Genomic DNA, 14,797 nt, shown 5'->3' with positions numbered 1-14,797 from the left:
GACTTCAATGGCGATGGCAAGCCCGATCTGGTCTGGCAAAACGATGCGACGCGGCAAGTGTCCGTGTGGTACCTGGGCGGCGCGGGAGGGAATGTGGTCCTAGGGGAGAACTGGCTGACGTCGATCGGCGTTCCTGGTTGGAGCGTGGTTGGAAGTAGCGACTTCAATGGCGATGGCAAGCCCGATCTGGTCTGGCAAAACGATGCGACGCGGCAAGTGGGCGTGTGGTACATGGGCGGCGCGGGAGGGAATGTGGTCCTAGGGTCGAACTGGCTGACGTCGATCGGCGTTCCTGGTTGGAGAGCGACAGCTCGTTAGTCATGAACGCCAAGCGAGTCTTTGGCGTCGTGGCATCGGCTCACCTGCGTAACCGGAGGAGCGAGGGTGATCGGTTGAGCTGACGCCAACGCAGGAAGGAGAACGCGACGCCGCTAAGCCAGTGTCACTGACGAAATGAACTGATTTGAGCATCGAGCCGGTAAGCTGGATGAGTGAACATCACGCTCTGTCGAGCGAAGTACAAAGTTCACGCGCGACGGGGGCAAGGGGCTGCGCAAGGCCTCGGCGACGTCCTCGGCGACGCCGCGATCGTACGACGCTGCCAGCTGCACAAGGGACGCAACCTCGAGGCGCTGGTGCCGAGAGCCCGCCAAGCCTATGTCCGAGCGATGCTGCGCAGGGCGTATCGCGCCTCGAGTGCGGCGGCGGCGCGCCGGCTGTCAGCGGTCGCCCCATAGTGAGCCACCGGGGTCCGGCAAGCAGAGCTACCCAGGGTCACCCATATGGATCAAGAGGTGTGGAGGAACGAACACGGTGGTGTAGGCGTCCTCGACGTGTCCTCACGCCGCGTTCGTCCAAGCCGTCACCTGCTCCAGGGACATCAGCGGCGACTCACCCGCTTCTTCCTTCCACAGAGGCGACATCGGCATCAGAGCGTCGAAGAGCTTCCGAAACACGCTCGTATTATTTTCGCATCCGAAATGCACTCCGCCAGTTTTGAGAATCCTCTGGATATGCTCACAGACGGTCGCCGGTGACGGAAGATGATGCAGCACGCCGTACGTCAGGACACAATCGAACGTCGACGGTCTGATGGGCGGCGCACTCCCGTCCGCGACAAGAAAAGTCGCCCGGTTCCTCACTCCCGTTCGCGCGGCACGGCCGGCCGCCTGACGAACCAGGTTACGGGATACGTCGAGCCCCAGCAGCCTGTCCCCCGGCCGCAGAATCTGAAAAGACGCCCTCCTTCCCCACACCCTATGTCCAGAATTGTGGCGTTGGCGGCCATGCGCTGATGAAAGCGCGAAAAGGCAATCGCGTCCACGGCTCTCCAAAACGGCTGTACTGCTTATCCGGTTGACTCCACAAGCCCCAAGGGATAGGGTCGGGCGCGATGCGCCCGGAGTCTCCTCGGTCGTTCCACGAGTTTAGGAAGCTCGTTGCCGACGAGGCGGCGTGTCGGCGGTACCTGGCCCGGAGCCGATGGCCGGAGGGGGCCCGGTGTCCGAGGTGCAAGCATCACGAAGCCCTCGAGCTGCCGACGCGGCTCTTGTGGCGGTGCCGGGCATGCGGATACGACACCTCGGTCACGGCCGGGACCGTCTTGCACCGAACCAGGATCCCGTTAACGCAGTGGTTCTGGGCGGCTTATCTGGTCGCGACCCAGCCGCCGGGCTTCGCGACCCTCCAGCTCCAGCGCAGTTGGGGATCCGCCGGTACGAGACGGCCTGGGCGATGCTGCAGAAGCTCCGCCGGGCCATGGTGCGGCCCGATCGCGAGCTGTTGAAGGAGCGGGTCGAGGTCGATGAGACCTACATCGGCGGTCCTGAAGCGGGCTTGCGTGGTGGGCGCCAAGTAGGTGACAAAGCGATCGTTGTCGGCACCGTTGAGGTTCGGGGCAGAGCGTCGGGGAGAGTCCGTCTGCAGGTGGTGCCCGATGTCTCGGCACGATCCCTGACCGGCTTCGTGAGAGCAAACGTGGCACACGGGGCGGTGGTACTCACCGATGCCTGGGGAGGCTCCGCCCCCCTCTCGGAGAGGGCTACCGCCACCGATCGCGTTCGCAGGGCGACCCGCGACGGGCAAGCAAGATCTTGCCGCGCATCCACCGGGTGTTTGGCAACCTGAAGACTTGGCTCCGCGGGACCCATCACGGTGTCGGCCACAGCCACCTCCAGGCCTACCTCGACGAGTTCACCTTCCGCTTCAACCGGCGGCGGGTGCCGATGGCTGCCTTCCACACCCTGCTGAGCCTCGGCAGCCAACAGCAGCCGACGACCTACAAGCAGTTGTACGGTGTGTGGAGTCAACCGGATAAGCACGAGTCGGATTTGTATCCTGGCCGGCGGCGCGGTTCAGCGCCGCACGGCCACCACGAAGCGCCGGCTCTGTTCCTCGAGGAGCTCCGGCACCCTGCCCTCGACCAACGCGCGCACCAGAGCGTCCACCGGCAGGCTCAGAACTCCCGTGGAGACCTCGCGGGTCCGGTAGCCCGCGAGGTCGAGTCGGGGCACGACTCGGGCGCAGGCTGGATCCGGCTCCATGGAATGATGACGAGGCGAACCTGGGTCAGGATACGAATCTCGCCCGCGAGAGCCTCGGACCCAGCAAGGAGGACCGGGCGCGATGCGTCGGCGCGCACGCCCTCGAGCTCCTGCGCGATCACCCGCGCGCCGGCGTCGGGCTCGAAGATCGAGCGCAGCGAGAGCTCGACCATGGGAAAGGCGAGGAACATGGCGAGCGCCACCGCGGTGGCCGGCGAGTGGCGGTGAAACCGGGCGACCTGGGCAAATCAGTCACAGGAATTCGTCCAGCTGGCCCCTGCCGATCTGCGAAAACACCACCAAGTAGATCAGGATCTACGCCAGAGGGTTGATCACGTTCCAGGCGACTCCGACCACCGAGCCGGTGTACCGGTGGCGCGCGTCGTTCAACGCGTTCCTGACGATGAACCCCCGGTAGCGCCACAGGTTGACGATCATGGGCGCTTCCCTGCTCTTCGAACGAGACGCCCAGCGTGACGGCCGCAGCTGACCGTCCGTCAGCGCGGCAGCCGAGACAGCTCGTCCTCCAGGGCGCCCCGCACGTCCGGGTCGGATTCCTTCTGCTGCATCGCCTCGAGCTGCGGCCGGACCTTCGGGCCTCCCAGAAGCGTCAGGGTCGGGACGGCCAGGGCACGGACTGCCGGGCTCGCATCGGAGAGGCGCGCGAGCACCGGATCCAGGGCCTTCGGATCACCGAGCCGCGCCAGTCCCGTCAGGGCCAAGACGCGAATGTCGGGGAGCGGGTCCTCGAGGCCTCTCACGAGCACGGGAAAGGCTTCGGGAACGTTCCAGCCGACCAGGGACTGGAGCGACATGAGCCGGAGGAAGTAGTCGTTCGGATCCTCCGCGGTCTTGAGGAGGAGCGGGAGCGCGGTCCTCGCCTCGAGCAGCCCCAGCGCTCCCGCCGCCCATCCCGCGACATCCCTGGCCTGCGCATACCTGAGAACCATGATCTGCTGGTCAGTGGGCGTGCCCGACGGCAAGGCGATCGTGAGTCGCGGCTCGCCCTCGAGGATCCGCGCGAGGCCGTCCACCACGCCCTCTTCCTTTACGCTCGCGAGAGCACGGATGGCCTCAGTCCGCAGCTGGGCCTCGGCGGCCCGATCCTCCGCGAGCCGCATCAGGTACAAGGTCCGATCCGCCGGGTCGACGAGGGATCCGAGCGCGACACTCCACAACGCGGCCTCCCGGACGGATGCATCAGGCGCCCCGGTGGCCGTGATCACGAGGGCGCGGACCGATCGATCGCCGATGCGTCCGAGCGAGCGCACCGCGGCCGCCCTCACGCCCGCGGCCTCGCCGGGAGTCTCGACGCGCTCGCGAAGCGCGGGGACGGCCTCGTTGTTTCCCGGCCAGCCCAGCGCTCGCGCCGCCGCCGCGCGGATCGCGGGCGATGGGTCCTTCAGCACCGCCACGAGCGGCGGCCGGACCTGCGCCCCCGCCCATTCCTCGAACGTGAGGATGATCTCGAGTCGCTCCTGCGCCGGCCGGCTCCGATCTTCGAGCTTCTTGCCCAGCTCATCCAAGATCGGCCAAGCGGAGGACACCGGTGCCGCTCCGGCTGTCGGCTGAACCGCTACGCACGTCAGGAGCAGGGCCATAGCGCCACACCCCCACAGTCGCCACCCCATTCACGCGCCTCCTCTGGACGACCGTCGCGTTGGCGCTCATACGGCCTCCGCGCCAAGAAGGCCTCGGGGCCCGGCCATGACACGCCGCGATCAACGATGTCAGTCTACCTCAGACAGTGGGACGGTCACAAGCGCACCGGGCAGGGCGGGATAGTGGGCGCCAAATGCTCCGTGATATACTCGGGCGGCCGGGGGAGGTTGATGACATCCGCCCGGGGAGAATCCATGTCACGCCGTGCGTACCGCGCCGCCTCGTGTAGGTCGTGGTCACACACCATCTGGGAGGAACGAATGCGACGACAACGACATCGCTGGGCAGGCTGCCTCGCGCTTACGGCAGCATTGACAGTCCTTCTTCTCATCGGTCGCCCCTCGGCGCAAGCCCCTGGCCAAGCAGCGGGAATGCTGGGGCAACCTGCCACCCCTGACGACGAGACGGGGCCGCGACTGCTCTCCGGTCCCACGGGGGAGGTGTTCAGTCTCTGGCAGCGCTCCGGCGACCTCCGGACGGGCGGGGGCGGAGTCTTCCTCGCCCTCGCGTCGCCCCAGCACGCGTGGCAAAAGGTGCTGGAGATCCTTCCGAACGAGACCGGTATCACTGCCCTGGACCCCGACGTGGCATTCGGATCATCGGGGGCGGTGGCCCTGGCCTACCAGTGGAGGCGTCACGACCCCCGGACCAAGCAGATCCGCCTGGCCCGCTCGGACGGCGGGGGAAAGACGTGGACCCAGTCCTCCACATCGATAGATGGCTCGGGCGCAGGCTTCACGCCGAAGCTCGGATGGGGACGGGGGCGAAGCCTCGTGGTCGTGTGGGCGGATGAGCGGCGGTTCCAACGAACTTGGGACATCTACGCCCGCCGCTCTCCGGACGGCGGCGCCACGTGGGAACCTGAACAGCTGCTGAGCCGCTTCCCTCAGCAGACGAGCGCCGACCTCTATGCTCGACCCGAGATGGTCAGTGACGGCCTGGATCACTTCTGGGTCGTGTGGGTAGGGCTCCGGAACGGACGGAGCAGTCTCTATCTAAGCCGGTCCGCGGACGGCGGACAGACCTGGGCGGATCCGGTGGCGCTGAGCGGGCAGAGCACGTCCGTTTTCGGCCAGCGCCTTTTCCGCTCCGGAGGGCGTCTGTTGCTCGTCTGGCAGGACACCCGCACGGGTCGTGACCGCATCTACGCGGTCGCCTCCGCCAACGGCGGCGTGACGTGGAGCTCACCGACGCGCGTCGATCATCTCCCGGCAGATTCGCAAACCGATGCGAGTTCTCCGGCCGCGGTACTGGGCCCGGACGGAGAGGCGCTCGTGGTGTGGCAGGACGGCCGTAACGGCCGCGACGACATCTTCGCCGGACGCTCCGGAGACGGCGGACGCACCTGGGGAACGGAGGACATGCGGCTCGACATGGATGACGCCGGGACGGCGGTCTCCCGAGTCCCCAGGATCGCAAGCGCCGCGGACGGACGCCTGGCCGTCGCGTGGGAAGATGACCGCGCCGGTTACGAGGGCATCTACCTCCGCGTCCGAGCGGCCGGAAAGTCCCCAGCCTGGGGTCCCGAGATGCTTGTAGCGCCTCCCGGCCAAAAGAAGGCTGCCCGGATCCCCACGGTGCTCTGGGGGAGGGGCGGGGCGCTTTACGTGGCGTGGGAAGTGTGGGATTACGCGCGAGGCCCGTTGGCCGTCACGAAGCAGGTCGACGGTCGAACCCTGCTCCTCGACAAGAAATAACCCGTAAGGAATAGCCCTGCCGGTCCCATTATCCACGCTCGCGAAGGCCTAGGAAACTCGGAGAGGGACTTCACCCCGCTTCCGAACCGGGATGAAGCCGTGGAACGAGAGCCCGTTGCCGGTGCTCAGGCGTCGGAAGAGGTCGACGTGTAGCTTTCGTTGCTCGAGATCGCCTCACCGGTCGGCGGCCTGCTGACCCATGGCCGGCGCAGCGGCCGCCAGAAGACCTCCGTGAATTTCCTCAACTAGCCTCCCACCCAAAGAAACGGGCGGTGGGGAACTTCCCCACCGCCCGCCCCCTGGCTCGCTCAAGCCTGGTTGAAGGGTCTTCTACCGTCCGCTCGCGGGGTTGGCGGCGCCGGGGCCTCCCTGGATCACACCCCGGTTGCCGTTGCTCAACCGTCCGAAGAAGTCAATGTTGGCACCACCTGTTACCTGGATGGACCTGTAACCCGTGAAGGCGTGGTCCGCAACGGGTGCAGTAATGTTATCCGCCTCGATCTCCGTGTAGGTCCCGAACTGAGCGTCGGGGAGGACGCCGTACACGTTGCTGATGGCAAGCACGTTCTTGGTCGTCAGGCAATCGCAGGTGGTCTTAGCGTCCCGGAGGAATACCTCGTTGGTGTTGTAGATCCGCACCCGCAGGTTCGAAGCGCCCACAGTGAATGCCGGCGCTATTGTCGGGAACAAGGTAGTGGGAAACGCATCCCCAACAGCTCCTTGGATCGTGGTCCTCGGGCAGATGAAGTACACGGTGGTGGTGATCAAGCCACCCTCTGGCGGAGCAAAGAAGGTTGCCGCCGTCCGGAGCGGGTTCCAGATAGTACCCCCGGTGATCCCGAAGGTGTCGACGGTGATCGGCTCGAGGACGCGCGATCTGCCGGGCGGGGTGATCCAGTACACCCTCGCGTGGATCGGGCTGATCAGCGGGACCAGGCTGAAGCCTGTGGGATCGGCAGCGGCGATGGCGATGAGGCCACTCCCTCCAGGATTGATGGTCGCCGTGTCAAAATGCGCGATGTCATTGTCCGTCTCCCCGAGGCCCACCGAGTCGAAGATGCGAGTGCACGTCTCGTTGAAGAAGAGCATGTGCAGGCCCGCGTTCGGCCCGGCCGGCGAGGCGACCTCGAGCAACGACAGGTTTCCCCCGCCACCGAAGTAGGGCATGAGCACTCCGGAAGCGGCCAAGCTCAGTGGGTCCGCGAACTGGGCCGTGGCCGGTGCGGCCACCGCCAAAAGACCTCCAACCAGCACTCCTATTGCGATGAGTTTCCTCATTGCCCAGCCCCCTCCCTCAATGGTGTGAGTGAACGACGTACCGCACACGGTGCGTTCTGCCGATGACCCCATCCGCGCGACAACGGCGTTTCCACTGTTATGCTGCCTCTGCGATGTATGGACTTCCGGCAGGTCGGTCCGCTGTGATGGCCACCACTCGCCCCCCGACTCGCCGGCTCCGCTCCGCCTGACCCGCTCCCCCATCTCCCACCCCCCCAATGGCGCCTGAACACGATTCACGCGCGGCACCCGTTAGACGAGACACAGCGTGAATAGACAAGACACAGCGTGAACACCGCCTGAGGATAGTTGGGGCATGGTCGCTGTGTCAAGGAAAAAAGCCCGGCTTTTCCGCGGTGATTCCGGCCGACGCCAAACGTCTTTGCCCCCCCCAAAGCCCCCTTGGACCTCACGGTTGACCCGTTTGCGACGGCGCCCTGCCCCCATCGTCCAGTCTCCGGAACCAGACGCCGCCAATCCGGATCCAGCCATCCTCCACGACAGTCGCCTGCGGGCTGACGCGGGTCCGGCCCGCAGCGGACAGCGGCAGAACGTGCTGGACCAGCAGCCGCACCTTCACCGTCGCGAAGAACCCGCTCACGGTTGCTCCCTCGACCTGAAAGGCCAGGTACCGGGCGCCTGTCAGGTCCGACCCATACTCCGTCGCCGTCACCCGCCCCTTCCATCGCGGCTCGAGGAATTGCCATTGAGTCTCAAAATCCCCGGCCACGCGGGCCGCCCAGAACGCCCCGGCGCGCTCCTGGAGCGCCGGGACCTCTGCCTCCGAAGCCACCGGCGCGGATGAAGCCGGTACGCCTTGGCCGGGGACGCTCGCCGCCCATCCCACGACCTGGAGCAGCACGAGTCCGACCGCCAACAGCGTACGACGCCCCGATCTCCTCATGCCCCGGATCCCTGCACTTTCACGCAAGGGTCAAGCCGTGCCGCGCGTGACATACGTCGCCGATCAACTGCCGGTACAGCTCGCGGTCCAGCGCTTGGGCCTCCCCGAGGTCGCGCGTCTCGAGGTCCCGCAGCATGCTCCTGAGCGTCGCCACGGCGGCCTGCCGCCGCTCCCGCTGAGACGGCGTGAGCCCCACCACGTCATGCAGAGTCGCAAAGGCCAGACACTCCGCCCCGTGACCCAGGAGCTTGAGCTTGGCGTCGAGCGCATACCAGGAAGCCCCCGCGGTGCCCGCCCGCGCCCCGTAGAAGCGCTCGATGAAATCGAGATCCGCGCTGAGCCTCCAGACCAGCAGATCGACCTGCTGCTGCACCCGCTCTCGGCGGTCCTTGCCCGTGTAACCAGCATGCACGGCGCTCAAGAGCGCGTAGAGCATGTGGGTCCCGCCGCACGTGAACCCGTGAACCGGCGCCTGAGCCGTCTCGGGCCGGCCCGCTCGCATGGCCTCGACGAGCGGTCCCGAGGCCTGCTCGAGAAGCCGCAACGCACGCTCCACCACGAGGTCCAGCGCCACCGTCTCTCCCCAGGCATTGGTCCACTGCTGGCGCAGGGGGGGCGTGGGCCGAGTCAGCGCAATGAGGCTCCAGGGCAAGGCATTGGGCACGGAGCTGACGAGCGTGGGCCGGAACAGCCCACGGGCCCCGTCCACTACGTCGCGCAGTGTGCGCCGACGCCCTTCGTGCGTGAACGCGTGGTCGAGGGGGACTCCCGCCTCCAGCAGCGTCTTGAGAAACATGTTCGGGTGCGCTTCGACCTCGATCGGAAAGCCCAGTGCCCCCTTCCCGTTGGCGGGGAGAGTGACCAGCACATCCTCAAGGAGGTAATCGATCGCGCGGCGCCCACCATTGATCGTGAAGTCGCGGCCGATCCCACGCAAGCCGTGAGCCACCGCCCACGGATCTTCCGGCGTGACCGCATAGCGCCGGATGATCGCGGCTCCGTCATCGGGAGCCTGCCCGGCGAGGGCATCGCGGCGGCCGAGCCGGCCGGCGGCGAGCACCGTGCCCGCGCCGACAAGGAACTGCCGCCGGCTGAAGACCGGATGGCACGTCGCAGGGAAGAACGGGCGAGCGCGCTCCGGACTCGTGCGGTGGGCGCTCTCTTCCCCGGCGGCCGCCGTTTCGTTCGGTAACACCCGCACAGGTCGACCCCCTATAAACATCTTCGACACCGGGAAGTCCCGGCTGGGATTACCTCGGACTGATGATCGCGTTGGGGTTACGTGCCGGCGGTGCGGGCGGCGGCGTCTGCATCGCTGCAGGAACGGGAACGGCTAGCCGCTGGTTAGACTGCCACGGCCACGCCTCGCTCGCTACCCCGCCGACCTGGGGCGCTCCCGCTCCCGCCAGGATCTCGGCCGCCGGGAAGTTCCGGCGGGGATCACCTCGGGGAATGACAATCGCGTTAGGGTTACTAAGCGCTGGGTGTGGCGGCATCTCGCCCGCCGGCTGCTGCACGGTTCCTGGGCTCGACGTGCCGGCGCTCGACGCCACGCCGACCGCGCCCGGCAATCCGGCCAGGGGGACGGAAATAGTTCCGCCGGGTCCCGTCAGCTCGATCTGGTGCGTGAGGATCTTCGTCACGCGGTATGGACCGACGCTGTCGCCGAGACGCACGGTGACGACCTTGTTGCCCGTGAAGTTAGGCTCCTGTACCCAGGCCAGCCCGCGCTCCCCCTCCAACAACACCACCCCGACGAGGACGAATTGCCCGCCCGGCGGGGTCGGGGATTGCGCATGCGCGCTCCCAGCGACGAGGCCGACCACGGCCGCCCACGTGGCGGCGATCAGGATCAGTCGTCTCCTCACGGTGTTCTCCTTACTTGTGTAGCTGTCGGTACTTGTGTAGTTGTCGGTCTTCCACGGCAACAATCGACCCGTGGGGCGCCACCCAACACCGTGTAGTGTATGTGGAATCGACGCAAAGTCAAGACTCTTCTCCAAGGGAGAAACTGCCCCGTTCTGGCTCAGCGAGTGGGCGCGTCGCGAGCCCGAGCGTGGCGCCGATGACGAAGTACGGCACGAGCGGCACCACGCGGCGCCGCCAGCCGAGCCGGCCTTCCTTCCACCAGATGATCAGGAGGATCGCGGCCGGAAGTGAGGCCGTGACGGTCTTGCTCAGGAGGGCGCAGACGAACAGCACGAGCGCGACGCTGTAGGGCCACCAGTCGCGGGCGTCCTTGACCCCCCTCTTCCCGCCGGGTACCGGAGCCGGCGCGCCGGGTGGGTCGAAGGAGAGGTAGCCGAGCAATGCGCCGAGGTAGAACACGCCGGAGAGCGTGTTCTTGAGCTCCGTGATCCATGCCACCGACTCGACGTGGACGGGATGGAGTGCGAAGATCGCCGCCCCGAGCCAGGCGCCGGGAACGGCCAGACGCTCGAGGATCCACCACAGGAGGAGAGCGCCCAGCACGTGCAGGACGACGTTGACAAGATGGTAGCCGACGGGGTTCACGCCCCAGAGCTGGTACTCGAGCCAGAACGCCGAGTGGGTGAGCGGGTAGTACTGCTGGGTGGCGCGTGGGTCGGTCCAGATTCTCCAGAAGCCGGTCAGCGAGCGCAGCGAGAGGGTGGTGACGTGGGCATCGTCGTCCCAGATGAACTTGCCGTCGAGCGCGGGGAGATAGGTGACGAGGAGGAGAAGTCCGCCGGCGATCAGCGCCCGCGTGAGCGGGACCAGGCTGGTCCCGAGGTGCATCGCTTAATAATACTCTCTTGGTGGCGCGGTGGGGAGCGCGACGGAACGCTTCCCTGCGGCGCGCTCGGCCACGGCTCGCCGACCTCTGCGTTGACACGACCGACCACTCCAACAAGGAAGCCCGGCAGATCGTCACCGGGACGCTTGTCGCCGAGCTGAGGCGCGATGCATGGAACGGAGCGGGCCAGCCGTCAAGCGACTCATGCAAATCGCGAACGACTCTCTCGACACGGGTCTTGCCGTCGCTGCGGCGCATGGTGTGACGCCGGTCCAGACCGTCCATTGGAATCCGGAGGAGCTGATCGTCGAGTATCGGCCAAGCGTGTGCGCCGCAACTTTCCAAGGGACGAAGGCGTGGCGTGGCCGCCACTACGCCAGGCAGCAGCGCTTGTACTTGCGGCCGCTCCCGCAGGGGCAGGGGTCATTGCGACCCACAGGGCGCCCGCGCGGGACCGGAGGAATGGCCTCGGGCGCCTTCCAGCCGACCGCGATGAGCCCGAGGTAGATGAAGAGCGCGAAGAAGCCGCGCCCCGTCTGATCGAAGAAGGAATAGAGGGCGTAGAAGATAGGCTGCTTGATCGCCGAAAAGCCGGGGACCTGGACCATGCCGTCGGGACTCATGACGGGGCTTTGCTGGGTGGCCACGATCGTGACCAGGACGAACGCGATCTGGGTGAGCGTGAGAAGCCCGAGGCCGACGGCGAGCGCCCGCCCGCGCCTTCGCCAGCTCCAGCCCGGGGTCGCCAGGATCAGGGCGGCCAGGAGCGGCACGCCGTAGTTTGCTGTGGGTACCCAGATCGGCCAGACGAGCGGAGCCGTCCGCTTCTGCTTCGCCAACCAGGTCGGCCGCTGGGCCAGCAGGCGCCCGCCCTCCACCACATAGCGGGTATCGGGCGCGGTTTCGAGCACGGGAATCAGCGCGCGTCCGATCAGGGCGAGGCCGCGCGCGTAGACCGGAGCCACGACCACCCAGAGCAGCGAGACGGCCACGAGGCACCCCAGGAGCCGGAGGAGCGCGCGCGGCCAAGCCGCTCTAAGCGACCGGGCGAATCCGGCTAACCCACCCGATCCAGCAGGTGGCGGCGACGAGGAGGAAGAGGACTTGCCAGACATACAGGTGCGTGGCCTCGAACCACGAGGGCTGTAAGACACCGAGCGCGAGCAGGGTCAGGATCCGGACGAAGTTGACGACGTAGAGCACGCCCGCGCCCACCAGCGTGCCGATCAGCCGGTCGCGCAGCGAGGCCGGGTAGGCCCAGACAGCGGCCTCGTAGAGGCCGACCTCGTAGATCGCGTTGCAGTTGTTCCGGATCTCGACAGCGAAGCCGCTCAGTGCGACCGCGGGTCCCGACGAGGATGCGTGGGCCCCGACGAGCCGCAAAGACTTCTCGGTCATCCAGGCGAGGTGGCGGTTCAGCGGAACGACGAGCACGTTCTGAGCGGCGTAGATGATGGCGAACCCCAGCACGGTGAACAATGCGAACAGCGCGCAGAAGCGGATGCCGGCGCGCTGGCGCCTGAGGAAGAGTCTGAGCCGGTCCGCGCGATTCATGTTCTGCCGCACCTTACCCCGGGCGTCCGAGCCGCGTCAAGTGTGCGAGCCGACATGAGCGGCGTGGCGCCTACGACGAGGCGCATAGAACGGACAAACGCTGTTCCCCTCGACTCCATCGCCGCGCGATGCGGGCGGGCGACATGCGGCCTCGCCCGAGGGTCCTCCCTCGGGACCTGCCTTGTCACAGCTGGGCGTTGCCGACGATCTCTCCCATGTGGCTCTGCACCAGCTGGTCGATCTCGCGGATCTGCTGCGACTCCCATCCCCCGCGCGCGAGGAGACCGATCACGATCTCTCCATTCTGGATCCGCCTGGACGTCTCCGGGAGCTTCTGCGCCAGACCCTGGACCTCGGTCGCCAGGCGTGGCCCGACCGCGATGCCGGCCCCGCCAAGCATCGCGAGGACCACCAGGTACACCACCGCGATCGCCAGCGGTCGGCTGTGTATCACCCCCTGTTGCGCGAGCCGGACAAGGGGAAACTGCAGGTACGCGAAGAACAGGGACAGCGCGACGAGGAACACCAGGATGGTCCATGTCACTCGCGCCGCGCGCGGGTCGAGGCCGAACCGGCTACTCTTGAGCACCAACGAGAACTCTCAGTCGACACGATCCGCCCACCTAGTGGACCAAGGTCCACTAGGCGGCCTCAATAGACGTTCAGCAGCTGAACCCGCCAAATGACGAGAGGCGCTCACGCGCCTCTCGTTTGCCACACGTTCAGAAGACCCGGTCGCTGACTACATCGCGTGCCGACGAATCCCCGCCACGCCGAACAGGACCAAGAGAGCAGCCATCATGATCATCGCCCACTCAGACAGCGTGGGGATGATAGCGGCGATGACCACGTTCTCGTTCACGGCGTTGCACGCGTTCGCGGTGCCGACATTGTTCGCGTCACCGCTGTAGTTGGCGATCCAGCGGTAGGTGCCTGCGGTCGTGGGCGTGAAAGACGCGGAGGGATAGGCACCGTTGCCGCTGACTGGCACCGCCGACGTAAAGATCGCCGCGCCGGTGCAAGTCGCGTCATTGGGACCGTACAAGTTGAAGGTGATCGTCCCTGTTGGAGCGGCGCCACCGCTCAACGTCGCGGTGTCGAAGATCGCCGCTCCAAGGGCCACTCCCGGTGAGGCTTGCGTTGTGAGCACGGTCGTAACCGCTCCACCATTGGATACAACCATGGTCTCGTTCGCGTCGTTGCACGCGGTCGCGATTGGGGCATTGTTCACATCACCGCTGTAGTTGGCGATCCAGCGGTAGGTGCCGGCGAGCACGGGTGTGAACGATCCGGAAACGTAAATTCCGTTGCCGCTGATTGGCAGAAACGACGTAAAGATCGCCGCGCCGGTGCAAAACCCGTTATTGGGACCGTACAAGTTCCAGGTGATCGCCCCTGTTGGAGTGACGCCACCGCTCAACGTCGCGGTGTCGCTGATCGCCGCTCCAAGGACCACGCCGGGTGAAGCCTGGGTGCTGAACGTTGTCGCACCTGTGCTGCACCCCGCGCCCGCGAAGGTCATTGGCTGTACGTCAGTCACCGTCACGTTGGTCGTCGCCAAGGCTCGCCCGACGTAGTTTCCTCTGGTCAAAGTGATGGCGGTACCCGCGAGGATGGTTCCTATGAAGTTCGAATCCGTCATCGCCGCGGCCTGGGCGGTCCGCCAATACACGTTGCACGCCTGCCCGCCGCCGGCCATGACCACCTGGAAGCTAGTGCCCGCGAGGCCGCCGGTCCCGGAGGTGCCGATCTTGAAAACCCAGATCCCGGTCGAGGGCCCGTTGAGCGTCAAAAGGCCGGTCAGCGCGGCCCCTGCAGTGAAGCAGTGGACACCGGGCGGGAGCGTGACGCCGGCAAGGGTGCCGGATTGGATCGTGTCGCACGGGTTCTGGCTGTCGAGGTTGCTGTACGCGGTGTTGAAGGCAGCTACAACCGGACCGCCGACCGGCGCGTCGATCGTCCCCGTAATCACGCACGGCCCGGTGTTAGTGATCGAGGTGAAGGTGGTGCCGACCTTTCCGTTGATGGTGGAAGTGGTGCAGGTTACCGTCCCCGCAATCGGGGTGGAGTTTGTACCCAGGACCGTGTAGCTCGCCGCCGCACCCAGTGATGGCGCGACCGCCGCCAATGTTGGGAAAGGGTCGTAGAGAAGCGCGGCGAATCCAGCAGCGACCAAGAGACTGAAGTACTTTCCCTTTACCTTCATTGGCATCTCCCGTACCCTGGGTCATTAGACTGCGGAGAGGCCGCACCCTGTTCGCTGCAGTGTCCTCACATTGCCAGCCGTTGATAGACAACCGCGCAGAGTATACATAAACCCCCAATGGGGCGTCAAGCTTTGTCGCGTATGTGTCGCCTATGGTGCAGACCCGCTACAAGGACTTCAATGACTGCCACGCCACCG

14 protein-coding genes and 1 pseudogene are annotated in these 14,797 nt (G+C 66.4%); 3 read left to right on the top strand and 12 right to left on the bottom strand.

Annotated features, from left to right (window positions below; all coding sequences use genetic code 11):
• Nucleotides 1-318, top strand: a 318-nt coding sequence (locus VGV06_09390; protein ID HEV2055372.1) for a VCBS repeat-containing protein, incomplete at its 5' end; no start/stop codon positions are given.
• A gap of 1,075 nt (nucleotides 319-1,393) precedes the next feature.
• Nucleotides 1,394-2,282, top strand: a pseudogene (locus VGV06_09385) (IS1595 family transposase).
• 173 nt (nucleotides 2,283-2,455) lie between these two features.
• Here VGV06_09385 and VGV06_09380 read toward each other — a convergent pair.
• The 3 genes from VGV06_09380 to VGV06_09370 form a co-directional block, all read right to left on the bottom strand.
• Nucleotides 2,456-2,734, bottom strand: coding sequence for a hypothetical protein (locus VGV06_09380; protein ID HEV2055371.1), 279 nt, complete (start codon nucleotides 2,732-2,734; stop codon nucleotides 2,456-2,458).
• Between the two features lie 124 nt (nucleotides 2,735-2,858).
• Nucleotides 2,859-2,981 (bottom strand): hypothetical protein, encoded by a 123-nt coding sequence (locus VGV06_09375; GenBank protein HEV2055370.1) that lies wholly within the window; start codon nucleotides 2,979-2,981, stop codon nucleotides 2,859-2,861.
• A gap of 59 nt (nucleotides 2,982-3,040) precedes the next feature.
• Entirely contained in the window at nucleotides 3,041-4,090 is a 1,050-nt protein-coding gene (locus tag VGV06_09370; protein HEV2055369.1) for a HEAT repeat domain-containing protein, read from the bottom strand.
• A 486-nt stretch (nucleotides 4,091-4,576) separates the two neighbouring features.
• Between VGV06_09370 and VGV06_09365 the strand changes: the two genes are divergently transcribed.
• Nucleotides 4,577-5,902 (top strand): sialidase family protein, encoded by a 1,326-nt coding sequence (locus VGV06_09365; protein ID HEV2055368.1) that lies wholly within the window; start codon nucleotides 4,577-4,579, stop codon nucleotides 5,900-5,902.
• A 330-nt stretch (nucleotides 5,903-6,232) separates the two neighbouring features.
• Here the strand turns inward: VGV06_09365 and VGV06_09360 are convergent, their stop codons facing one another.
• The 9 genes from VGV06_09360 to VGV06_09320 form a co-directional block, all read right to left on the bottom strand.
• Nucleotides 6,233-7,180, bottom strand: coding sequence for a hypothetical protein (locus tag VGV06_09360; protein HEV2055367.1), 948 nt, complete (start codon nucleotides 7,178-7,180; stop codon nucleotides 6,233-6,235).
• Nucleotides 7,181-7,589: 409 nt separating this feature from the next.
• Nucleotides 7,590-8,084 (bottom strand): hypothetical protein, encoded by a 495-nt coding sequence (locus VGV06_09355; protein ID HEV2055366.1) that lies wholly within the window; start codon nucleotides 8,082-8,084, stop codon nucleotides 7,590-7,592.
• Nucleotides 8,085-8,103: 19 nt separating this feature from the next.
• Complete coding sequence (locus VGV06_09350; GenBank protein ID HEV2055365.1) at nucleotides 8,104-9,285, bottom strand: hypothetical protein; 1,182 nt, start codon at nucleotides 9,283-9,285, stop codon at nucleotides 8,104-8,106.
• Between the two features lie 49 nt (nucleotides 9,286-9,334).
• A complete protein-coding gene (locus tag VGV06_09345; GenBank protein ID HEV2055364.1) occupies nucleotides 9,335-9,952 on the bottom strand; it encodes a hypothetical protein in 618 nt (205 codons plus the stop codon).
• Between the two features lie 118 nt (nucleotides 9,953-10,070).
• Nucleotides 10,071-10,841 (bottom strand): hypothetical protein, encoded by a 771-nt coding sequence (locus tag VGV06_09340; GenBank protein HEV2055363.1) that lies wholly within the window; start codon nucleotides 10,839-10,841, stop codon nucleotides 10,071-10,073.
• Nucleotides 10,842-11,210: 369 nt separating this feature from the next.
• Nucleotides 11,211-11,831: an SEC-C metal-binding domain-containing protein gene (locus VGV06_09335; GenBank protein ID HEV2055362.1), complete on the bottom strand. Its 621-nt coding sequence runs from the start codon at nucleotides 11,829-11,831 to the stop codon at nucleotides 11,211-11,213.
• 43 nt (nucleotides 11,832-11,874) lie between these two features.
• Nucleotides 11,875-12,393: an exosortase H gene (gene xrtH, locus VGV06_09330; GenBank protein HEV2055361.1), complete on the bottom strand. Its 519-nt coding sequence runs from the start codon at nucleotides 12,391-12,393 to the stop codon at nucleotides 11,875-11,877.
• 184 nt (nucleotides 12,394-12,577) lie between these two features.
• Complete coding sequence (locus VGV06_09325; GenBank protein ID HEV2055360.1) at nucleotides 12,578-12,982, bottom strand: hypothetical protein; 405 nt, start codon at nucleotides 12,980-12,982, stop codon at nucleotides 12,578-12,580.
• A gap of 153 nt (nucleotides 12,983-13,135) precedes the next feature.
• Nucleotides 13,136-14,599, bottom strand: a complete 1,464-nt coding sequence (locus VGV06_09320; protein HEV2055359.1) for an IPTL-CTERM sorting domain-containing protein — start codon at nucleotides 14,597-14,599, stop codon at nucleotides 13,136-13,138.
• Nucleotides 14,600-14,797 lie beyond the last annotated feature (198 nt).

Source organism: Candidatus Methylomirabilota bacterium, from assembly GCA_035936835.1.
GTDB lineage: Bacteria > Methylomirabilota > Methylomirabilia > Rokubacteriales > CSP1-6 > AR37.
This window is presented reverse-complemented; position numbering and strand designations above follow the sequence as displayed.